Annotated in this window: 20 protein-coding genes; 11 read left to right on the forward strand and 9 right to left on the reverse strand. The window is 59.2% G+C overall.

Annotation, left to right across the window (positions count from 1 at the left end; all coding sequences use genetic code 11):
• Positions 1-2: 2 nt before the first annotated feature.
• Entirely contained in the window at positions 3-218 is a 216-nt protein-coding gene (locus ABD827_RS02795) for a SlyX family protein (protein WP_344962139.1), read from the reverse strand.
• Entirely contained in the window at positions 211-1140 is a 930-nt protein-coding gene (locus tag ABD827_RS02800; RefSeq protein ID WP_344962141.1) for a WD40 repeat domain-containing protein, read from the reverse strand. The genes ABD827_RS02795 and ABD827_RS02800 overlap by 8 nt, the downstream gene beginning before the upstream one ends.
• Positions 1141-1325: 185 nt before the next feature.
• Here ABD827_RS02800 and fkpA point away from each other — a divergent pair, with 185 nt between their 5' ends.
• Positions 1326-2111 carry an FKBP-type peptidyl-prolyl cis-trans isomerase gene (gene fkpA, locus ABD827_RS02805; protein WP_344962143.1) on the forward strand — a complete coding sequence of 262 codons (786 nt, stop codon included), beginning with the start codon at positions 1326-1328 and terminating at the stop codon, positions 2109-2111.
• A gap of 28 nt (positions 2112-2139) precedes the next feature.
• Here the strand turns inward: fkpA and ABD827_RS02810 are convergent, their stop codons facing one another.
• Together ABD827_RS02810 and ABD827_RS02815 are read right to left on the reverse strand one after the other, a co-directional pair.
• Complete coding sequence (locus ABD827_RS02810) at positions 2140-2508, reverse strand: GIY-YIG nuclease family protein (protein ID WP_344962144.1); 369 nt, start codon at positions 2506-2508, stop codon at positions 2140-2142.
• A 22-nt stretch (positions 2509-2530) separates the two neighbouring features.
• Positions 2531-2983 (reverse strand): protein-disulfide reductase DsbD domain-containing protein, encoded by a 453-nt coding sequence (locus tag ABD827_RS02815; protein WP_344962146.1) that lies wholly within the window; start codon positions 2981-2983, stop codon positions 2531-2533.
• A gap of 168 nt (positions 2984-3151) precedes the next feature.
• On the opposite strand from ABD827_RS02815, the gene ABD827_RS02820 reads away from it, so the two are divergent.
• On the forward strand, positions 3152-3661 hold the full coding sequence (locus ABD827_RS02820) for an FxsA family protein (protein WP_344962148.1): 510 nt from the start codon (positions 3152-3154) through the stop codon (positions 3659-3661).
• A 576-nt stretch (positions 3662-4237) separates the two neighbouring features.
• Here the strand turns inward: ABD827_RS02820 and ABD827_RS02825 are convergent.
• Entirely contained in the window at positions 4238-5590 is a 1353-nt protein-coding gene (locus ABD827_RS02825; RefSeq protein ID WP_486348557.1) for an MATE family efflux transporter, read from the reverse strand.
• 199 nt (positions 5591-5789) lie between these two features.
• Between ABD827_RS02825 and ABD827_RS02830 the strand changes: the two genes are divergently transcribed.
• The 4 genes from ABD827_RS02830 (at position 5790) to ABD827_RS02845 (ending at position 10431) form a co-directional block, all read left to right on the forward strand.
• Positions 5790-6080 (forward strand): co-chaperone GroES, encoded by a 291-nt coding sequence (locus ABD827_RS02830; RefSeq protein WP_298715946.1) that lies wholly within the window; start codon positions 5790-5792, stop codon positions 6078-6080.
• Positions 6081-6122: 42 nt separating this feature from the next.
• On the forward strand, positions 6123-7769 hold the full coding sequence (groL, locus tag ABD827_RS02835) for a chaperonin GroEL (protein WP_298715944.1): 1647 nt from the start codon (positions 6123-6125) through the stop codon (positions 7767-7769).
• A gap of 230 nt (positions 7770-7999) precedes the next feature.
• Positions 8000-8500 (forward strand): putative pterin-binding protein, encoded by a 501-nt coding sequence (locus ABD827_RS02840; protein ID WP_344962150.1) that lies wholly within the window; start codon positions 8000-8002, stop codon positions 8498-8500.
• Positions 8497-10431 carry an EAL domain-containing protein gene (locus ABD827_RS02845; RefSeq protein ID WP_344962152.1) on the forward strand — a complete coding sequence of 645 codons (1935 nt, stop codon included), beginning with the start codon at positions 8497-8499 and terminating at the stop codon, positions 10429-10431. The genes ABD827_RS02840 and ABD827_RS02845 overlap by 4 nt, the downstream gene beginning before the upstream one ends.
• A gap of 25 nt (positions 10432-10456) precedes the next feature.
• Here the strand turns inward: ABD827_RS02845 and ABD827_RS02850 are convergent, their stop codons facing one another.
• Complete coding sequence (locus tag ABD827_RS02850) at positions 10457-10765, reverse strand: hypothetical protein (protein ID WP_344962154.1); 309 nt, start codon at positions 10763-10765, stop codon at positions 10457-10459.
• A gap of 18 nt (positions 10766-10783) precedes the next feature.
• Entirely contained in the window at positions 10784-11809 is a 1026-nt protein-coding gene (gene epmB / locus ABD827_RS02855; protein ID WP_344962156.1) for an EF-P beta-lysylation protein EpmB, read from the reverse strand.
• A 42-nt stretch (positions 11810-11851) separates the two neighbouring features.
• Here epmB and efp point away from each other — a divergent pair, with 42 nt between their 5' ends.
• Complete coding sequence (gene efp / locus ABD827_RS02860; protein WP_344962158.1) at positions 11852-12418, forward strand: elongation factor P; 567 nt, start codon at positions 11852-11854, stop codon at positions 12416-12418.
• Between the two features lie 200 nt (positions 12419-12618).
• On the opposite strand, the gene ABD827_RS02865 is transcribed toward efp, so the two are convergent.
• Positions 12619-13662 (reverse strand): GMP reductase, encoded by a 1044-nt coding sequence (locus ABD827_RS02865; protein ID WP_344962160.1) that lies wholly within the window; start codon positions 13660-13662, stop codon positions 12619-12621.
• A 247-nt stretch (positions 13663-13909) separates the two neighbouring features.
• On the opposite strand from ABD827_RS02865, the gene ABD827_RS02870 reads away from it, so the two are divergent.
• Entirely contained in the window at positions 13910-14308 is a 399-nt protein-coding gene (locus ABD827_RS02870) for a VOC family protein (RefSeq protein WP_344962162.1), read from the forward strand.
• 65 nt (positions 14309-14373) lie between these two features.
• The gene (gene epmA, locus ABD827_RS02875) at positions 14374-15348 is read left to right on the forward strand and encodes an elongation factor P--(R)-beta-lysine ligase (protein ID WP_344962164.1); all 975 of its coding nucleotides are present in this window, start codon (positions 14374-14376) and stop codon (positions 15346-15348) included.
• A gap of 72 nt (positions 15349-15420) precedes the next feature.
• Here epmA and ABD827_RS02880 read toward each other — a convergent pair whose 3' ends face one another.
• Positions 15421-15873: a hypothetical protein gene (locus ABD827_RS02880; protein WP_344962166.1), complete on the reverse strand. Its 453-nt coding sequence runs from the start codon at positions 15871-15873 to the stop codon at positions 15421-15423.
• A gap of 159 nt (positions 15874-16032) precedes the next feature.
• On the opposite strand from ABD827_RS02880, the gene ABD827_RS02885 reads away from it, so the two are divergent.
• Both ABD827_RS02885 and ABD827_RS02890 read left to right on the forward strand, forming a co-directional pair.
• Complete coding sequence (locus ABD827_RS02885) at positions 16033-17103, forward strand: efflux RND transporter periplasmic adaptor subunit (RefSeq protein ID WP_344962168.1); 1071 nt, start codon at positions 16033-16035, stop codon at positions 17101-17103.
• A gap of 14 nt (positions 17104-17117) precedes the next feature.
• Complete coding sequence (locus ABD827_RS02890) at positions 17118-20156, forward strand: efflux RND transporter permease subunit (protein ID WP_344962170.1); 3039 nt, start codon at positions 17118-17120, stop codon at positions 20154-20156.
• The last annotated feature ends 34 nt before the right edge of the window (positions 20157-20190 follow it).

Below are 20190 nucleotides of genomic sequence, written 5' to 3' on the forward strand. Positions count from 1 at the left end.
TTTTAGTAATGCGGCGGTGGCGTTTCGTCTGCCTGATCGGCGACTTCTCCGGGCTGCAGTTCTTTCAGCTTTTTCACCATCAGGCTGAGCTGGGCCTTGAGGCGGGCGGTTTCGGTGCCCTGAGCGGTAATCTCCCGATTCAGTTGCTCTATGGTGTCGTCCTGAAAGGCCAGCCGGGTTTCCAGCTGATCCAGGCGGTACAGTATGTCTTCATTCATGATTCTGTTCTCTCTGAACTATGTCCCAGGTTTCACCCAGGCCGGCGGAGCTGACGCTGTAAACATGTTGTTGATCGATAAAGGCCACATCATAAACCATGGCACTGGCGGGACGCAGTTTGGTATGCAGGCCGACTTCCCACTGTTGCAGGTGTTGGCCATCGTCCAGTTGCCACAGCTCCAGACGACGGGCGGTGCTGCCGGTCAACAGTCGATTGCTGGCCGAATCCAGCCGGGCGCTGATAAAGGTCTGGCCGCGGTAAGGCACCTGCAAACGAGAATAAAGTTCGCCCGACGGCAAGCGGTGCAGCTCACCCTGGCCCTGAGCATCGGCGCTGAAGGCCAGGCGGCCTTCACCGTCCAGACGCACCAGACTGACGCTATTTTCATGTTGCCAGCGACCGAGAATGGCGGCGTCGTCGGTTTGCCATAACATGACTCGGCCGTTCTGGCTGGCGCTGATGGCGTAACGGCCGTTGGCGGACAAGTCTACCGAGTTGATGCGGCTGTTTTCGCCCTCGAGCCGGTGGCCCATGAATACCAGCCGGCGGCCGCTCTGCAGATCGACATATTCGACCTCGCCGTTGTGATAACCGAGCAGCAGACTGCGGCCATCGTTGGCCAGCGCCAGCGCACGTAATGAGTGATTCAGCTGATAGAAACCGAGATTGCGGCCGTTCTGCAGCGACCACACGGCCACCGTGTCCAGGCTGGCGGTGGCCGCACTGTGACTGTCGGGAGAAATGGCCAGCAGCAGAATATCGTCGGTGCTTTCGCCCTGGTACCAGCGGTAAAGCGGTTGCTCCTGACCGCGTTGCCATACCTGTACCGGGCTGGGGCCGCTGGCGACCAGGGTAAAGCGCCCATCGGCACTGGTTTGTGCTGCCAGCACGGTGCCCTTGGCATAACGGCTCTGGCTCACCGCCGTATCACCTGTATCGCAGCCGAAGAGCAGCATAAATGTGACACACATTGTCATCAGCAGCAGGCTGGCGGGCATTTTTATGAGCTTGGGCTTTCGCATCGGCAACTTGAAACGGTAGTATAGGTTCGGATTGATAAGCATCTCATTTTCCATGGGGTTTTTCCCCTGTTCTGGAGTGAATAATGAAAAAACTGTTACAAGTCAGTTTGCTGGCCTCTGCGGTATTGGTGGGTCTGAGTGGTTGTAAAGAAGAGCAGGCGTCTGCCCCGGCGGCAGTAGAAGCGGCACCGGAGCTGACCAGCTTTGAAGCCAAGTCTGCCTATGCCATCGGCCTGTCCATGGGACGCTACATCGGCTCCACCCTGGAAAAACAGCAGGAGCTGGGTGTCGAGCTGGACAACGAGACCATACTCCGGGGCGTAAAAGACGGCTTTACCGACAAGGGGCAGATGAGCGACGAAGAAATTCAGACCGCGCTGACCGCTTATGACGAGCATATCAACGGCTTGATCGAAACCCAGGCTCAGGAACAGGCGGCGACCACCCTGGCAGAGGGCAAGACCTTCCTGGAAGAAAATGCCAAGCGTGACGGCGTCAAGGTGACCGAGTCCGGCCTGCAGTACGAAGTGCTGACCGAGGGCGAAGGCGCCAAGCCGGCGGCCGAAGACGTGGTGACCGTGCACTACACCGGTACTCTGGTGGATGGCACTACCTTCGACAGTTCGGTCGAGCGTGGCGAGCCGGCCAGCTTCCCGCTGAATCAGGTGATTCCGGGCTGGACCGAAGGCGTACAGCTGATGTCCGTTGGCTCCAAGTACAAGTTGTTTATCCCGGCCGATCTGGGTTACGGCGAGTCGGGTGCCGGTAGCATTCCCGGTAATGCGGTGCTGGTATTTGAAGTCGAGCTGCTGGATATCAAGGCGGCCGAACAGCCGGAAGCAGTAGCCGAAGCTCCGACAGCGGAGTAAGGCGGTAGAGCAAGCAAACCACGGCGCCTCAGGGCGCCGTTTTTATTTTGGCCTGCAGCGTCAGCCAGCCGTTGTCGTCCTGCAACAGTTTTTCTTTTGCTGTCTTGCTCAGTTTCTTCAGGCGGTATTCCAGTTGCAGCGCCACCGACTGGCTGGCCACGGCACGTTGCCACACCAGCTCCGCCGGGCGGCGGGACCAGACATAACGGGAAGCGCGGGAAACCTGCTGGTTGTGTTCTTTGCAGCGGCGCACCGGATCCAGGCTGATACCCGCATACAGGCTGCCATCACGGCAGCGCAGCAGATAAAGGTGCCAGGGCGACGCCGGGTTATCGGCGGCGTGGTTACTTACACTGTACTCATCGTTCATCTTGTGACTGTCGAAGGTCATGCTCATCGGTTAATCCAGCGGCGCCTCATTAACGCAGCGGCGCCAGCGGAATACTGACCTGTTGGGGCGGATAACAAAGCCCGGTGGTGCAGCCCTGATAACGGATTTCGGCTTCGCCGTTTGGCATCACCTGCTGTAGCGGTACGGTCAGCGCAAGACTCTGGTAATACACCCGAGTCTTGCCGAAATATTCGTCTTCGTGCGCCGTGCCGTCGGGCAGCGCCCAGTCACCGAAGCGGGCATTGTTAGGGGAGACCGACAGCCGATGGCGATAAAGGTAATAGCCGGGGGCCATGGCGAACTCCAGCTGCAACCCCGCGGGCGTTTGCTTGCTGGTGAGTACAAAGGCCTGCTCGACCGGCAGAAACGAGGAATGTGATGCCGCCGGCTCGGGGCTCAGGCCCAGCCAGTCCAGCACCCCGGCCTGACTCGGGAGCGCGATCAAGGCGGTGGTCAGCAATAACAGCGGCATACGCAACATGAATCACCTTGTGAGTTGAATGGCGGCAGAGAGCACCGGGTGACGGCTACTATAGCCTTGCTCCGGACTAAAATCATCGCGCTGCATGATTTGAAAATAACGCGCTTCGCCCCCATGTTGATGGTTTCTCCCCAATACATCGCCAATGCAGGCGAAGATGAGGTTTTAGTGGGTAAGATTTTTTGGATGTTTGTCGCCGCCACCCTGCTGGAAATTTTTGTATTCATCGAGGTGGGCTCGGCCATCGGCGCCTGGAGTACTATCGCGCTGATCATGCTGACCGCCGTGGTCGGCATCAGCCTGGTGCGTATTCAGGGCCTGCAGACGCTGATGGAAGCCCAGCGCAAGGTGAACCAGGGCGAAACCCCGGCGCGGGAGATGCTGGCCGGTATCATGCTGGCCCTGAGTGGTGTCTTGCTGCTGTTGCCGGGCTTCGTGTCGGATCTGGGCGGCGTGCTGCTGCTGCTGCCGCCGGTACGTGCCGTCCTGATCGAACGCTTCATCAGCAAGGCACATGTACGCGGCAACCAGGGCCGCACCTTTACCGCCGAATATCATGAATACAGCGAGACCCGCACGACTCGGGAGCGACTGGGCCGACACCCGGAACAAGGTTCGGAACGAAGTGAAGGAGGCACCACCTTTGAGGGTGACTTTCAGCGTAAGGACGATAAGTAACAGCTGTAATACCAATTTGAATAAAGATCTGATCATTTTTAAATCCGAGCTCAGAGGCAACACAGCCGCCTCCCTCGACACGCCACTGGACTCGCCATCTTTGCTGGGTAACGGCTGCGAATATTCACTGGATATTCGGTCCATTACCCAACAAAGAGATACGGCAGCAAGCTGCCCCATGGGGGCTCGGAAATGCCGTCCCTGGCATTTCACGGTCGTGGGAGGCGTTCTCTGTTGCCTCTTCTGGAACACCGAGTTGTCTGCAGGGCGCTCCCACAGGCGACGCCGCAGCAGAGGGGCGGATGAAGGGTTCTGCTCCAGCGACCATCACATGACAGGACGTCATGTGCTGAGCGCCACATGGAGGTGCTTGCAGCGTGTCGGTGGAGTAGACCCTTCGTTCGATCTTTACAGAGAAGCTAAACAGATCAGTTACTTAGTCAGATTGGTATAAACCGTCAGTGGTAAGCCATCAGCTAAAGAAAGATACCAGGGCCAGCCCGGTAAGACGGCTCAGGGACAGCGTTAGTGCCTGTTTTAGCTTGGCTTACTTCTGACAGCTGATGGCTTACCGCTTTAGTTTGCCGGGTGATTGATTTTAAAGGGGAAACGCCGCCAGGCGAAACCACCGGCGATGATGCCCGCCAGCATGTTGGCCACCAGAATGCCGGTAAAGACACCAGCTTCCCCGTGCCACTGGTTGCCCAGCCAGGCCAGCGGCAACAGCAGACCGAACAGCCGGATGGCGTTGAACAGCAGTGAAATACTCGATACCCGCAGCCCGTTCAGCGCCGATGCCAACAGCATGAAGCAGCCCTGCAAACCATACCCCAAGGGCACCAGCCGCAGATAAAAGGTCAGGTGCCGGCTTACCTCGGCACTGTCGGTAAACTGGCGTGCCAGCCAGGGGGCCAGCCACCACAACAAGCCGAACACCAGCAGCTGAAAGCCGAGCGCAAAGCGCATCGACAGCAGCAGGGCCTGCCGGCTGCGATCGTGCAGGCCGGCTCCGGTATTCTGGGAAATAAAGGGCGCCAGCACCGAGCTGAGCGCCATCATGGCAATCAGCATCAGCGCCTCGATGCGCGAGGCGGCACCGTAGGCGGCGACCACCTCCTTGCCCAGCCCGGCCAGTATCATCATCAGCACAGCGGTGGTGAGCGGGTTGAGCAGGTTTGTAAAGGAGGCGGGAATGGCCACCTGCAACAGCTGGCGCCAGTGCGGCACTACCCTGTCCAGCCGCAGCCAGGGCCAGAGCAGCAATTGCTCCCGGCGCCACAACAGCCAGAGCCCGACGATAGTGGCCATCAACCAGGAGCTGGCCGAGGCGATGGCGGCGCCCCTGATGCCCAGCTCGGGAAAGGGGCCAATGCCGAAGATAAGCAGCGGGTCGAGCAGGCCGTTGACCAGGCCGGCCACCAGCATCACCAGACTGGGGGTGCGGGTATCGCCGGTGGCGCGAATGGCCGCATTGCCCACCATGGGCAGCACCAGCAGCGGCATGGTCAGATACCAGATCAGCATATAGTCGTGGATCGGCACCAGTAGTGCATCGGTGGCGCCCAGCAGCCGGAACAGCGGGTCTATGGTGCTGGCCCCCAAACCGGCCAGCAGGCAGACCAGCAGCAGCGCCAGCAGCAGGCTGTGACTGGTGAACTGGGCGGCCTCTTGCCGGTTGCCGGCACCCAGCGCCTGGCCCAGGCAGGCGGACAAACCTGCGCCCAGCCCCATGGCCAGCGAGATCACCACAAAGGTGACCGGAAAGGTAAAGCTGATGGCCGCCAGGGCATCGGTGCCGAGCAGGCCGATGAAAAAGATATCGACCAGATTAAAGGCCTGAATGGCGACAATGCCGAGCGCCATGGGCCCGGCCATTCTGGCCAGTTGCGGGCCTATGGGGGAGGTCAGCAGCGAGTTGTGTTGTAGCACGAAAAATCTCTTGAAATGAATGAGCCTGCTTGGCAGAGGCGATGCCCATGATACCGTCGCCGGTCGCGCTTTTAAAAAAATTTATACCCTAAACCCTTGAAGGGGGGGAATGCGCTCCCATATAGAGAGACAGCATAACAGTTTGCGGCCGCCGGCCGTTTATATCACTAGGTAACAACACTCATCAGGAGAGTTATCGATGAACATTCGTCCATTGCACGATCGCGTTATTATCAAGCGTATTGAAGCCGAGTCAAAATCAGCCGGAGGCATTGTTTTGACCGGGTCTGCCGCCGAAAAGTCCACCCGTGGTGAGGTGCTGGCGGTAGGTAATGGCCGCACGCTGGACAGCGGCGAAGTGAAAGCCATGTCCGTCAAGGTGGGTGACAAGGTCATTTTCAACGAAGGCTATGGCGTGAAAACCGAGAAGCTGGACGGCCAGGAAGTACTGATCCTGTCCGAAAACGACATTCTGGCTATCGTCGAATAATCATCCGGTTTATCTACTTTCAAGTTTCAAGGAATATGAACAATGGCTGCTAAAGAAGTTAAATTTGGTAATGACGCTCGCGTAAAAATGCTCAAGGGTGTCAACATCCTGGCCGACGCCGTTCGCGTTACCCTGGGCCCGAAAGGCCGTAACGTGGTACTGGACAAGTCTTTTGGTGCTCCCGTTATCACCAAAGACGGCGTGTCCGTTGCCAAGGAAATCGAGCTGGAAGACAAGTTCGAAAACATGGGCGCCCAGATGGTGAAGGAAGTCGCTTCCAAGGCCAACGACGAAGCGGGTGACGGTACCACTACCGCCACCGTACTGGCTCAGTCCATCGTTAACGAAGGCCTGAAGGCGGTTGCCGCCGGCATGAACCCGATGGACCTGAAGCGCGGCATCGACAAGGCCGTGATCCAGGCCGTTGCCGAGCTGAAGAACCTGTCTGTTCCCTGTAAAGACACCAAGGCCATTGCTCAGGTAGGTACCATCTCTGCCAACTCCGACGAAACCGTGGGCGAGCTGATTGCCGAAGCCATGGAAAAAGTGGGCACCGACGGTGTGATCACCGTAGAAGAAGGTCAGGGCCTGCAGGACGAGCTGGACGTGGTAGAAGGCATGCAGTTCGACCGTGGCTACCTGTCTCCCTACTTCATCAATAAGCAGGAAACCGGTACCGTCGAGCTGGAAGACCCCTTCATCCTGCTGGTTGACAAGAAAGTCTCCAACATTCGCGAACTGCTGCCGGTACTGGAAGGCGTCGCCAAGCAATCCAAGCCGCTGCTGCTGGTTGCCGAAGACATCGAAGGCGAAGCGCTGGCCACTCTGGTGGTGAACAACATGCGCGGCATCGTGAAAGTCGCCGGCGTCAAGGCCCCGGGCTTCGGCGACCGTCGCAAGGCCATGCTGCAGGATATCGCTATCCTGACCGGTGGTACCGTGATCTCCGAAGAAGTGGGTCTGGAGCTGGAAAAAGCCACCCTGGAAGATCTGGGCCGTGCCAAGCGCGTGGTTATCACCAAAGACAACACCACCATCATCGATGGCGTGGGTGAAGTGGCGTCCATCGAAGCGCGCGTGGCGCAGATTCGCCAGCAGATCGAAGACTCTTCTTCCGATTACGACAAAGAGAAGCTGCAAGAGCGCGTGGCCAAGCTGGCCGGCGGTGTTGCCGTGATCAAGGTCGGTGCTGCCACCGAAATGGAAATGAAAGAGAAGAAAGCCCGCGTCGACGATGCCCTGCACGCGACCCGTGCCGCGGTAGAGGAAGGCGTGGTACCGGGCGGCGGTGTGGCCCTGGTTCGCGTTGCCAGCACGCTGGCCGAACTGCGTGGCGACAACGAAGACCAGAACGTGGGTATCAAGGTTGCCCTGCGCGCCATGGAATCTCCGCTGCGTCAGATTGTTACCAACGCTGGCGAAGAAGCCTCGGTTGTGGTTTCCAAAATCAAGGACGGTGAAGGTAACTTCGGTTACAACGCCGGTAACGACACCTACGGCGACATGCTGGCCATGGGTATTCTGGATCCGACCAAGGTGACCCGCTCTGCGCTGCAGTTCGCCGCCTCCGTGGCCGGCCTGATGATCACCACCGAAGCCATGGTGACCGAGCTGCCCAAGCAAGACGCGCCGGCCATGCCGGACATGGGCGGCATGGGTGGTATGGGCGGCATGGGTGGTATGATGTGATCTGAATCACATTGATACTTCCTGGTCGCTGAACCGACCATGATCCAAAAACCGGGCCTCTGTGCCCGGTTTTTTAATTTTATATGCTTAAAATATCGCAATTAACAGTGTTATTAATCAATTACACTTCGGTCTGACTCAATGATTTAGGTATGATGGTATTCGCTTGAGGCATGATGTCATTCCCTTGAAGATGATGTCCGGCCTGTCGGTGTTAAGGAGAAGCGGTAATGAAGCTGATGGGCAGAATACTGATGTTGCTGCTGTGGTCATGGCAGGCCCAGGCGTCGGAACCGGTGGTGCTGACCCTGCTCGGAGATATGCGGCTCGATGAGCGGCAATATGAGCGACTGGATTTTACCCTGAGCGAGCTGCAGGCCATGCCTCAGGCCGAGATCACCACGGCCCATCCCTGGGTGAGCAGGCCTCATCACTACCGGGGGGTGGATCTGAACCGGCTGGTAACACGACTGTTCGGTCATCGCCGGGTGGTTACTCTGCACCTGGAGGCCCTGAACGGCTTCAGCGTGGCCGTCGACTGGCCACAAGTCAGCCCCTTGAATCCCATTCTCGCCTGGCAGGACGATGGCAAGAAGATGAGCCGCCGTAACAAGGGGCCGCTATGGTTGATGCTGCCCTTCGATCGGGTGCCCAAGGTGCAGCAGGCCGATCTTCTGCACTTCATGGCCTGGCAGCTCAGCAGCATCAGTGTGCATTCGGAGCCTGAATGAGACCGTTTTTTTCTTCATTTCTGCGTGCGGATAACCAATATGGCCACCTTCATTCCTTCAAGCTGATTATTGGTGGCCTGCTGTTGCTGGGCATGCTCATTCTTGGCAGTGGCGCCACCCATACCCTGATGGATATTCGCCAGCACAATACGGTGCTGGAGCAACGTACCTACGAGGTTCCCTGGTCGCTGATGCAACTGCAACTGGAGATGGACCGTTTTCTGGATGCGGTGCGTTTGCTGCGGGCGAATGCCATCGCTAAAGACGAACTGGCGCTGCGTTACGATATTCTCTGGAGCCGAATCCCGATACTGCTGAGCAGCCAGTTCAAGGATACTCTCGGCGATCGACCCGACCTGTGGCTCTTGATTCGCCAGATCGATACTCGGGTGCGGGGGCTGGAACGGGCGGTGGCAGAGCTGCAACCCGGCTCGCCGGATTATCGCTTCATTCTGACCGAGCTGACGCCCTATCTGGAGCCACTGTCTCGTACCGTGACCGCGACCATGCATGGCAATGTGCGATTTTATGCGGAGTATGACCAGGCTTATCGCAAACTGGGCAAGCAGCTTCATATCCAGATAGTGAGCTTGTTTATTACTCTGGCCCTGCTGTTGCTGTTGTTGTTTCGGGAGCTGCGGCATTACTGGATTCAGCAACTGCAGGATCCGCTGACCGGGTTGCCCAATCGTTTTGCCCTGCAACGACGCATGGCACCGATGATCGAACAGAAAATGCCTTTCAGTGTGACCGTACTGGAATTGAAAGATCTGGCCGAACATCATCATCGCTTCGGATTCGAGGTGGCGGATCGTCTGTTGCAGGCTTTCTGTCAACGTCTGCAACAGAGCCTGCAATCCCATGAGTTCATTGCGCAGCCCCGGCAGGAAGGGATAGTGATACTGGGGCGGGGTGTGGTCTCGCTGGAAGAAGTGCGGGCGCAGCTGTCCCGTTTTCGTCAGGCACTGACCGACAAGGTGTCCATTGATGCCCATGATTTTTACCTGACGCCGCTTATGGGGGTGGTGCTGTATCCGGCGGATGCGGACAACCTGGTGGATTTGCGAGCCCGGGGGGAGCTGGCGCTGGAGTTGTGTCGGCGAGAGCGGCTGCCCTATGTGTTTTTCGACCCTTCTCTGCTGAAAGAAATGTCGCGTCGCCAGCAGCTGGCCATCGATCTGCCGGCGGCACTGGACGGTAACGGCTTGAGTCTGCAGCTACAGCCGCTGATAGAAAAGCCCGGCGGCGATTGTCGTGGGCTGCAGGCGCTGTTGAACTGGCATCATCCGGGATTCGGGATTATTCCAACGACAGAGCTGATGCGGGTCACTGAGCAATATCACCTGTCGGAACGGCTGTTCATGTGGTTTTTGCATCAGATCTGTCGACAGTTACCGCTGTGGAAAACACCGGGCAGGCCTGCGGTGTTTGTCAGCCTGACGGTGCCACCGGCGCTGTTTCGATCCGGGCTGGATCAAACCATAGTGCCGATATTGCAACAATACGGGCTGCCGGCCGAGGCACTGGTGCTGGATATCGATGAAAACGTGGCGATGCTGGATACGCGTGAGGCACTGGAGGTGATGAACGCGCTCAGGGCGACGGGCATTCGCATGGCGCTGAGCGAATTCGGCAGTGGTCGTTCGGCCTGGGGAACCCTGTCGCAACTCCCGCTCAGCTGGCTGAAGCTGGATGCCACCTTCTGCAGCGGCATTGAACGCGAGGGCGAGCCTCGCCGGCAGCTGGAAACCTTGTTTGCCCTGGCGGGTGTACTGCAGCAACCGCTGATTTGCTGCGGTGTCGATCATGCGGCGGAGCTTGAGATACTTGAAAATATGGCGCAGTCGTTGCTGGTGCAGGGCGATGCGGTGGCCGAGATCTTGCCGGCCGAAGAGGTGGTCGGCTGGCTCAAGCACCGCCAGGCTCAGTAGCCGGCGGCGCGATATTGACAAGAGCTCAAGACAGCCGGGAAAAATGGCTGAGGGTTTCGGCCAGCAGCTGGATCTTGTGCACCATGCGTGACAACAAATCCTGATATTCCTCATCGCTGGCCGTCGCCAGCAGTTCCAGCTCTTCCGCCAGCTCGGCCACATAGGGCATGAAATGATCCGCATGGGTGATGAACTGGCTGTCCTGGCGCAATACGGCGCTGAATTTAGCCTGGCCACGCGTGCGCAGCTCGGCCAGTTTCTTGTCGGCATCAATCGCCTGGTGATACAGCTCTTTCAGGGTGTCGTTCAATTTAGCGGTCACGGAGTCGTGCATATCGGTTCCTTCTGTCTGTTAATGTCGGTTCGGTTCAAGACCCAGATCGATGGGCGTCTTGCTGTGTTCACCGCCGATTTCGCGCACCAGCTTGGGGACCAGAAAACCGGGCAACCGGGTCAGCATGTCCGCCAGCAAGGCGGTAGCCTGCCGGTCGCTTACCGCGAAGTGCGCGGCGCCTTCAACCTGGTCCAGCTGATGCAGATAATAGGGCATCACCCCGGCCTCAAACAGTCGTTCCGACAGTTGGCACAAGGCGTCGGCATCATCATTCACCCCGGCCAGCAGCACACTCTGGTTGAGCAGGGTAATGCCGCCTTGGCGCAAGGGAGCGAGTCGGCTGCTCAGCTCATCGTCAATTTCATTGGCGTGGTTGATGTGCAGCACCATCACCGCCTGCAGCCGGCTTTGGCCGAGTCGCTGTTGCAGCGCCTCGGTCAACCGGGCCGGAATCACCACCGGCAGCCGGGTATGAATGCGCAGCCGCTTCAGGTGGGGGATGGCTTCCAGGCCGGTGATCAGGGTGTCGAGGTGATCGTCTCTGGCCATCAGCGGGTCACCGCCCGAGAGGATGACTTCGTTGATCTCGGGGTGAGCGGCGATATAGTCCAGCGCCTCGCGCCAGCCTTCGCGGCCGGGGCTGTTGTCTGCGTAGGGAAAGTGGCGACGAAAGCAGTAGCGGCAGTTCACCGCGCAACCACCACGCACCACCAGCAGCACCCGTGACTCATATTTGTGCAACAGACCGGGCAGGGCGCTGTCGTGCTCGTCGAGCGGATCGGTCACGAAGCCGGGTACCTGTTCGAATTCCTCGCCCAGGGGCAGCACCTGACGCAGCAGGGGATCCCGGGCGTCGCCCGGTCGCATCTTGTCGGCAAAGGGCCGGGGCACCCGCATCGGAAACAGCTGCCGGGCCCGAAAGCCGGACTGCCAGGGGGCCGCGTCGATCTGCAGGTAATGCAACAGCTGCTCGGGAGAGGTAAAGGCCTGGCCAAGTTCTTTTTGCCAGTTAATATGTAAATCGCCCCCATTTACGGGTATCATTGCCGGCATTTTCTGCAACTCTGTCAAACTCACGAGGGTAAAATGGCCTCTTATAGTACCAATGATTTCCGTGCCGGCCTAAAGATTATGCTGGATGGCGAGCCCTGTGCCATTGTCGAAAACGAATTCGTCAAGCCCGGTAAAGGTCAGGCGTTCAGTCGGGTGAAGATCCGTCGTCTGCTCAATGGCAAGATGCTGGAAAAAACCTTCAAATCCGGTGACACCGTAGAAGCCGCCGATGTGGTGGATATGGAGCTGGCCTATCTGTACAACGATGGCGAGTTCTATCACTTCATGAACAACGAGACCTTCGAACAGCTGGCCGCCGACGAGAAAGCCGTTGCCGATGCCAAGCTGTGGTTGAAGGAACAGGACGTGTGCACCCTGACCCTGTGGAACGGCGCCGCAATTTCCGTGACGCCGCCCAACTTCGTTGAGCTGGAAGTGGTGGAAACCGATCCGGGCCTGAAAGGTGACACCGCCGGCACCGGCGGCAAGCCCGCCACCCTGACCACCGGCGCCGTAGTACGAGTGCCGCTGTTCATCCAGATTGGTGAAGTGCTGAAGGTGGATACCCGCTCCGGTGAATACGTTTCCCGCGTGAAGTAAGCTTCGGACGTTACAATAAAAAAAGGCGCCTTTTGGCGCCTTTTTTATTGTAACGCAGCCGTAAGCCATCAGCTTTAAGCTGTAAGTCAAACAACACCCTTTTGTCTGTGAGCTCTGGTGTCTGGTTCTGCTTTCTCATCCGTTGTTTATTATATAGAACGGTGATTTTCTTATAGCTGACAGCTTATCGCTTACCGCTTTTATTCTTTTCCGTAGACGTTGTTTTCCTGTTCCCGCACCTGAATAAAGGTGGTGCGCTTGGTCAGCTCTTTCAGGTGCTGGGCACCTACGTAGGTACAGGTTGAACGAACGCCGCCCAGAATGTCCTGAATGGTGTCTTCTACCGGACCGCGAAACGCCAGCTCGACGGTCTTACCTTCTGCCGCGCGATACTTGGCCACGCCACCGGCGTGCTTGTCCATGGCGCTGGAAGAGCTCATACCGTAGAACTTCATGAAGGTCTTGCCATCGCGCTCGACCAGCTCGCCGCCGCATTCTTCGTGGGCCGCCAGCATGCCACCCAGCATCACGAAGTCGGCGCCGCCACCAAAGGCCTTGGCCACGTCGCCGGGGCAGGTACAGCCACCGTCGCCGATGATCTGGCCACCCAAACCGTGAGCCGCATCGGCGCACTCGATAATGGCCGACAGCTGCGGGTAGCCGACGCCGGTCTTGACCCGGGTGGTACAAACGGAGCCCGGACCTATGCCGACCTTGACGATATCGGCGCCGCACAGGATCAGCTCTTCCACCATTTCACCGGTGACCACGTTACCGGCAATGATGGTGTGTTTTGGCCACTGCTTGCGAGCCTTGCTGACAAAGGCGGCGAAATGCTCGCTGTAACCGTTGGCGACGTCGATGCAGATAAAGCCAAGCTCATCCGACAACGCCAGTACCTGCTGCAGCTTCTCGAAGTCTTTTTCGGAGGTGCCGCTGGAGACGATAACGTTCTGCAGTACATCGGCGCCTTCTTCCTGAACAAATGCCTGCCACTCGGCCACCGAGTAATGCTTGTGTACCGCGGTCAGGAGCCGGTGACGGGCCAGAGAGCGGGCCATGGCAAAGGTGGCCACGGTATCCATGTTGGCGGCAATAACCGGCACACCGGACCAGCGACGACCTGAATGTTTAAACACGAATTCGCGGCCCAGCTCTACCTGAGAACGGCTGTTGAGAGTAGAGCGCTTGGGGCGAAACAGCACATCGCTAAAGCCCAGTTTCAAGTCTTGTTCGATACGCATGGTATTACCTCAGTAAGTGACAGGCACAAAAAAACCGGGGGTTTCTTAGGCCCCCGGTTTTCAGCATTGTAGGTGTGCGAAAACTTTTTGCAACTATCCTGACTCATTATTCAAGAAATTAATCAGCCGGCTCAGGCCGGCCCCGGCGATGAACGGCGAGGCATGGCCGCCGCCCGAACGCAATGGTGCTGTTATTTTGTACGCTTTTACGCCATGCTGTTAGCATCCTGGCAGGGAGGGTTTCGTTATGTTCAAGATTCTGGGGCTGGATCATCTGGTGCTGAGGGTGAGGCAGCCGGCGCGGATGCTGGATTTTTACTGTCGTATTCTTGGTTGTACTCTGGAACGGGAAAAAAGTGACATCGGCCTCTATCAACTGCGGGCCGGAGCGCAGCTGATCGATCTGGTCGATATTCGCGGGCCGCTGGGGGGAGATGGCGAAACTCCCGAACGGTGCAAGGCCAATATGGATCACTTTTGTCTTAACATCGCTCCTTTCGATGCGGATGAGCTCTGCACCTATCTGTCATTGAACGGGGTGATCTTCGAAGCACCGGTGCTGCGTTACGGGGCAGGAGGTGAAGGTCTCTCCGTTTATCTGTTCGATCCCGAAGGAAACCAGATAGAGCTGAAAGGCGCCCGTTAAGCTGGCAAGCGCCCATTTTAAGAGTAAAATCCGCTTATTTGGGCGCTATTTACATGACATCGCACATGACTTCCATTGCCTGGCCCCCCACGGCCAGCCTCCCTTTTTTACAACAGCGTGCTCGCCTGCTGGCGCGGATCCGCGGCTTCTTTGCCGAGCGTGGCGTGCTGGAAGTCGATACCCCGACCCTGGCCGGCGCCGGCGTGACCGACGTACACCTGGACAATTTCGAGACCCGCTTCGTCGGTCCCGGCATGGCACAGGGGTTGGCGCTCTACTTGCAAACCTCGCCGGAATTTCACATGAAGCGGTTGCTGGCGGCCGGCAGTGGCGCCATCTACCAGATCTGCAAAGCCTACCGTAATGAAGAATCCGGGCGGTTGCATAATCCGGAATTCACCATGCTGGAATGGTATCGCCCCGGCTTCGATCACCACCGGTTGATGGATGAAATGGCCGACTTGCTGCAGGTCGTACTGGGCGGCGGTGCGCCCAGGCGACTCAGCTACCAGCAGGCCTTTATCGATACCCTGGGGGTGTGTCCGCTGACCGGCTCGATGGATCAGCTGCGTGCCGCCGGTCTGGGCCTGGGAGCCGACGATCTGGTGGCCCGTGAAGAGCACAGAGATACCCTGTTGCAGCTGCTATTTGCACTGGGAGTCGAGCCTCGCATCGGCCAGCGTGAGCCGTGTTTCGTCTACCACTTTCCCGCCAGCCAGGCGGCACTGGCCCGCATCAGCCCGACCGATGACCGGGTAGCCGAGCGGTTCGAGGTCTACTTCAAGGGCATAGAGCTGGCCAACGGCTTTCATGAACTCAGTGATGCGGCCGAGCAGCGCCGCCGGTTCGAGCAGGATAACCGGGATCGTCTCGAGCGTGGCTTGCCGTGTCGGCCGGTGGATGACTATCTGCTGGCGGCGCTGGAAGCCGGGCTGCCGGACTGTGCCGGGGTGGCGCTGGGCATCGATCGGCTGATCATGTTGGCGCTCGGTGCCGAACGGCTGGAGCAGGTGATCGCCTTCCCGGTCACCCGCGCCTGATAACCGGGCGCAATCACGGCCTGAACCGTATTCAGCAGGCCGGAGTGTCACTAAGCGTGTTGATGCGACTTATTACGAGTGTTGGCCCTCATTACCGTAATGCTTTCGCATTACCGCCATATAACGCAGGCTGGCCTCGGTGGACGGGGTTAGCTCTCCCGTGGCTTGAGGTGTGACCAGCAGGTTGCCGTTTGCTTCACGGGTGACCAGCCCCATGTTTTCCAGCCGACCGACTTTTCTGCGTACCGTCTCCCGGGCGATGCCGCTGCACTCTGCCACCGACTGAATATTGATGGGCCGGCTCACGGGCGTGGGCCGGTCGTGTGCCGTGAACTGGGCATAGGTCATGGCGCTGGCCAGGCGTGCCGGCTGAGTACGGGTGCCGATAATGCCAAGAATCAGCATCAGGTCGAGATCGCCGTCAAACTGCTGTCGTAGCTGGATCAGCAACTCGGTCAGCGCCTCCACATGCGCCGGCCATATTCGCCCAAAATGGGTGGTGAGATGATCGTCGTCGATTGCCATACCGTTTTATATCTTTGTAAAAAAAGAAAAAATGATTACCCATTTTGGGTGTCCCCGACGTTGTTGGCAAGCGGACTTTGGCCGACACTATACCTTGAATAAAGCGCCTGGGGCCGGTTGGGGCCACAACAGACTCAAACAAACAAGAGTGGCAGAAACATGGGATGGAAAAACGCAGTGCTCGGTCTGCTGAGTGCAGCCGGGCTGTTGGCCGGCCTGGCCGGTTGTGATCGGGACGTGCCGCCAGTAGCCAGCGAAGAAGTGGTACGGCCGGCGCAGATCATGCGGGTAGGTGCCGGTGCCGGCGAGGCGAGCCTGCGTTTTCCGGGCCGGGTGCGCGCGGTGCAGCGGGCGGAACTGGCCTTTAATGTGCCCGGGCGTATTGTGGAACTGCCGGTACGAGAAGGGCAACGGGTGGAACGGGGCGCGCTGGTGGCCAGACTCGACGGAGAAAATTACCAAATTCGCCTGAATTCGGCCGAGGCCGAATTCGGCAAGGCCCGTACCGACTTTAACCGGGTTAACCGCATCTGGCAGCAAAGTCAGGCGGTGGCCCGGGCCGAGGTGGATCAAAAACGCACCGCCATGGAGGTGGCCCGGGCGGGCTACCTGGCGGCCAAAAAGGACATGGATGACACGCGGCTGCTGGCGCCCTTCGCCGGTGTGATCACCCGCCGCCAGGTGGAAAACTTCAGCAATGTGCAGGCCAAGCAGTCGGTGCTGAGTCTGCAGGACACCCAAAACCTCGAAATCGTGATTAGCGTGCCCGAACGGGTGGTGCGTACCGCCCCCAGGCAGGTGGAAGGAGTTGCGGTGTTTGCCGACAAGCCCGGGCAGCCGCTGCCGGTGCGGCTGAAGTCGTTCTCCGCCGAGGCCGATCCCCAGACCCAGAGCTACGAGGCGGTACTGGCGCTGGACGCCGAGGCCGGCTTTACCCTGCTGCCGGGTATGTCGGTGGACGTGCTGCCAACAGCGATGAAACAAACAGAAGCCGGTCCGGTCATGATCCCGCTGCAGGCGGTGGTGGCCGGCCCCGATGGCGACACCAGTGTGTGGAAGGTCAACCCCGAGAGTGAACGGGTTGAGCGTCAGCCGGTTACCCTTGGCCGGGTGCAGGGTAACAGCGTGGTGGTACAAGACGGCCTCAATCACGGCGAGCGCATTGTCACTGCCGGTGTCAGCCAGTTGCGGGAAGGCACCAGGGTGCGTCCGCTGCAACCCACTCCCTGAACAAGGATCTTCCCGTGAATATTGCCGAACATACCCTGGCCAGGCGCACTATTGCCTGGATGGCCTGCCTGTTGTTGCTGGTGGGCGGTTACATCAGTTATCAGAGCCTGGCGCGTTATGAAGATCCGGAATTTGTCATTCGCCAGGCGGTGATCTCCACCCCGTATCCCGGCGCGCTGCCGACGCAGGTGGCGGAAGAGGTCACCGAAGTGATTGAAGACGCGGTGCAGCAACTGCAGGAGCTGAAAGAAGTGACCTCGGTGTCGCGCATGGGCGACTCCCTGGTCAAGGTGGACATAGACATGCGCTTTGCCCACAGCACCCGGGAGCTGGAGCAGGTGTGGGACAAGCTCAGACGCAAGGTGAACGACGCCCAGCGCAAGCTGCCACCGGGGGCGGGCCCCTCGGTGGTGAACGACGACTTCGGTGATGTGTACGCACTGTTTTTTGCGGTCACCGGCGAGGGCTTTACCCTGCAGCATATCAAGGACTACCTGCAGGGGCTGGAGCGGGAGCTGCTGCAGGTATCGGGCGTGGCCCGGGTGGCCACCCTGGGGGCACCCCAGGAGGCTATTTATCTGGAAATCTCCGCCGCTCGGGCCGCCCGCCTGGATGTATCCCTGGACAGCATTTATCAGACCCTGCGCCGGCAAAATGTCATCACCGACGCGGGGGATCTGCAAATTGGCCCCCAGCGGGTGTATTTCAGCCCCACCGGACAGGCCGACTCGGTGGCGGCGCTGGGCAACCTGGCGTTGACCTCCCAGGATGGCGATCGGGTGGTATTTCTGAAAGATCTGGCCAGTATTACCCGGGCCGAAAGCGAGCCGCCCCATGCACTGATGAAATACGACGGCCAGCCGGCCATTGGCCTGGGGATTTCTCAGGTGACCGGCGGCAACGTGGTGGATATGGGCGATGCGGTACGGGCCCGATTGATGGAGCTTGAAGGCGAACGGCCGCTTGGTATGGAGCTGAATGAAGTCTCCTACCAGTCCGACTCGGTGCGGGAGTCGGTGAACGGCTTTGTGGCCAACCTGGCGGCGGCGGTGGCCATAGTGGTGCTGGTGCTGGTGGTGTTTATGGGGCTGCGCAGCGGCATTATCGTGGGCGCCGTGCTGCTGCTGACGGTGGCCGGTACCCTGATCGCCATGAAGCTCGACGGCATTGCCATGCAACGGGTATCGCTGGGGGCGTTGATCATCGCCCTGGGCATGCTGGTGGACAATGCCATCGTGGTGACCGACGGCATTCTGGTGCGGATGCAAAAGGGCGAGCGGGCCGGCCGGGCCGCCGTTGCCGTGGTGCAGGCCACCCAATGGCCGTTGCTGGGGGGCACCGCCGTGGGCATTCTGGCGTTCAGCGCCATTGGCCTGTCGCCCACCGACATGGGCGAATACGCCGGTTCCCTGTTCTGGGTGATCCTCTATTCCATGTTGCTGAGTTGGCTGTTTGCGGTCACGTTGACGCCGTTGTTCTGTGTGGCGCTGCTGAAAGTGTCGCCGTCGGCAAATGATGTTCCCGAGTCGAGCGTGCTGGCGCGCTATCGCGTCTTGCTGCGTGCGGCCCTGCGTCATCGCGCCCTGACCGGCGGCCTGCTGCTGGCGCTGCTGGCCGGTGCCGTGTTCGGCTTTAAATGGGTGCAGCCGGGCTTTATGCCGGAGTCGGCCCGGCCTCAGTTTGTGGTAGACATGTATCTGCCACAGGGGACCGATATTCGGGAAACCGAGGCGGAACTGGCGCGCATGAGCGACTTTGTGCAAGAGCAGGATGGCGTGACTCACGTCACCGGCTTTATCGGTCAGGGCGGGCTGCGCTTTATGCTCACCTACGGACCGGAAGATCCCAACACCAGCTACGGCCAGTTGCTGGTGGATGTAGAGGATCCCACCCGGATTGCCGATATGGTGGCCGAGCTGCAGCAGCAGTTGTCTGCGCGTCATCCGCTGGCCGACATCAAGGTGTGGAAGTTCATGCTGGGCCGGGGCGGTGGCAAGAAAATAGAAGCCGCCTTCATGGGGCCGGATCCGGTGGTGCTGCGCCAACTGGCCGAAGAGGCCAAGGCCATCATGGCCCAGCACGAGGGCGCCATTGCCATTCAGGATAACTGGCGCGAAAAGGTGCCGGTGCTGCGCCCGGTGGTGGATGAAGTGGCTGCCCGCCGGGCCGGGCTGACCCTTACCGACATCAGTCAGGCCATCAATCGCGCCTTCAGCGGCGAGCGTATTGGGGTGTATCGCGAAGGAGACCAGCTGATCCCCATCATCTCCCGGGCACCGGCCGCCGAGCGTGCCAGTGCCGACATGGTGGAAAACGTGCAGGTTTACAGCCCTACGGCCAAACGGTATGTGCCGGTCGGTCAGCTGGTCACGGCGGTGAAGCTGGAATGGGTGGACGCCATTATACGGCGGGTGGACCGGTTCCCTACCATCAAGGCCCAGGCCGATCCGCTGCCGGGCGAGCTGTCGGGACCACTGCTGGAGCGGCTGCGACCGAATATTGAGGCCATGGCCCTGCCGCCCGGTTACCGGCTGGAATGGCATGGAGAAGACAAGGCTTCGAAAGAGGCTAATGAAGGCCTGCTGTTGTCGGCGCCCTATGGCTTCAGTGCCATGATACTGGCGGTGGTGGTGATGTTTAACGCCCTGCGCCAGCCCCTGGTGATATGGCTGACCGCGCCCCTGGCCATTATCGGCGTCACCGTCGGCCTGCTGGTGTTTCAGGTGCCGTTCGAGTTTATGGCTATTCTTGGCCTGCTGAGCCTGATTGGCATGTTGGTGAAAAACGCCATCGTGCTGGTGGATCAGGCGGATGCGGAAATCGGTGACGGCAAGGCGGGCTTTGCCGCCGTGGTGGACGCCGCCGTCAGCCGGGCCCGGCCGGTGTTTCTGGGCGCATTGACCACCATACTGGGGGTGGCACCGCTGTTGATGGATCCCTTCTTTAAAAGCATGGCGGTTACCATCATGTTCGGTCTGGCCTTTGCCACCGTGATTACCCTGGTGGTGGTGCCACTGCTGTATGTGGTGATTTTCCGGATCAAGTCCGCATAATCGGCAAAACAGTGCTGCATCGGCCCGTTGTCAA

The sequence above is a fragment of the Oceanisphaera sediminis genome (assembly GCF_039539745.1).
Lineage (GTDB): Bacteria > Pseudomonadota > Gammaproteobacteria > Enterobacterales > Aeromonadaceae > Oceanimonas > Oceanimonas sediminis.

Excerpts from the sequence above, each read along its gene's own strand:
- ABD827_RS02795 (WP_344962139.1), bottom strand. The coding sequence starts at position 218 with ATGAATGAAGACATACTGTACCGCCTGGATCAGCTGGAAACCCGGCTG.
- fkpA (WP_344962143.1), top strand. The coding sequence starts at position 1,326 with ATGAAAAAACTGTTACAAGTCAGTTTGCTGGCCTCTGCGGTATTGGTG.
- ABD827_RS02810 (WP_344962144.1), bottom strand. The coding sequence starts at position 2,508 with ATGAGCATGACCTTCGACAGTCACAAGATGAACGATGAGTACAGTGTA.
- ABD827_RS02815 (WP_344962146.1), bottom strand. The coding sequence starts at position 2,983 with ATGTTGCGTATGCCGCTGTTATTGCTGACCACCGCCTTGATCGCGCTC.
- ABD827_RS02830 (WP_298715946.1), top strand. The coding sequence starts at position 5,790 with ATGAACATTCGTCCATTGCACGATCGCGTTATTATCAAGCGTATTGAA.
- groL (WP_298715944.1), top strand. The coding sequence starts at position 6,123 with ATGGCTGCTAAAGAAGTTAAATTTGGTAATGACGCTCGCGTAAAAATG.
- ABD827_RS02840 (WP_344962150.1), top strand. The coding sequence starts at position 8,000 with ATGAAGCTGATGGGCAGAATACTGATGTTGCTGCTGTGGTCATGGCAG.
- ABD827_RS02845 (WP_344962152.1), top strand. The coding sequence starts at position 8,497 with ATGAGACCGTTTTTTTCTTCATTTCTGCGTGCGGATAACCAATATGGC.
- ABD827_RS02850 (WP_344962154.1), bottom strand. The coding sequence starts at position 10,765 with ATGCACGACTCCGTGACCGCTAAATTGAACGACACCCTGAAAGAGCTG.
- epmB (WP_344962156.1), bottom strand. The coding sequence starts at position 11,809 with ATGATACCCGTAAATGGGGGCGATTTACATATTAACTGGCAAAAAGAA.
- efp (WP_344962158.1), top strand. The coding sequence starts at position 11,852 with ATGGCCTCTTATAGTACCAATGATTTCCGTGCCGGCCTAAAGATTATG.
- ABD827_RS02865 (WP_344962160.1), bottom strand. The coding sequence starts at position 13,662 with ATGCGTATCGAACAAGACTTGAAACTGGGCTTTAGCGATGTGCTGTTT.
- ABD827_RS02870 (WP_344962162.1), top strand. The coding sequence starts at position 13,910 with ATGTTCAAGATTCTGGGGCTGGATCATCTGGTGCTGAGGGTGAGGCAG.
- epmA (WP_344962164.1), top strand. The coding sequence starts at position 14,374 with ATGACTTCCATTGCCTGGCCCCCCACGGCCAGCCTCCCTTTTTTACAA.
- ABD827_RS02880 (WP_344962166.1), bottom strand. The coding sequence starts at position 15,873 with ATGGCAATCGACGACGATCATCTCACCACCCATTTTGGGCGAATATGG.
- ABD827_RS02885 (WP_344962168.1), top strand. The coding sequence starts at position 16,033 with ATGGGATGGAAAAACGCAGTGCTCGGTCTGCTGAGTGCAGCCGGGCTG.